At 74.9% G+C, this 411-nt stretch carries 1 protein-coding gene; it reads left to right on the top strand.

The window, feature by feature from the left end:
* Positions 1 to 411: SPOR domain-containing protein (locus D588_RS25685; RefSeq protein WP_017917250.1), on the top strand; the 411-nt coding region annotated here is incomplete at both ends.

Raw genomic sequence — 411 nt, 5'->3', positions numbered from 1 at the left:
GCCGCCGCTGCGCCAGCCGCCGCGCCGGCGCCGGTCAAGGACAACCCCGATGCCGCCGACCTGGCCGATCCGGCCGCGGGCAGCGCCGCGCAACCGTTGCCGCCGAGCACGGCCGCCGGCAACTACGCGGTGAATTTCGGCGCCTACGCCACCGCCGCCGACGCCGATGCGGTGATCGCGCGGCTCAAGCAGGCGCAGCTGCCGGGCTTTCGCGAGCAGGCCACGATCGGTGGGCGCCAGGCCTGGCGGGTGCGGATCGGACCGTATGCCGATCGCGCCCAGGCCGAATCCGTGCGCCTGCAGGCGGTCAAGGTCCGCAACGACGTCAACGCCCAGGTGGTGACCCTTGATGCGGCGCCGAGCAACGCCACCCCGGCCAGCGCTACGCCGGCTGCCGCCAGCAACGTCGCC

The sequence above is a fragment of the Xanthomonas sp. SHU 308 genome (genome assembly GCF_000364645.1).
GTDB classification, from domain to species: domain Bacteria; phylum Pseudomonadota; class Gammaproteobacteria; order Xanthomonadales; family Xanthomonadaceae; genus Xanthomonas_A; species Xanthomonas_A sontii.
This window is presented reverse-complemented; position numbering and strand designations above follow the sequence as displayed.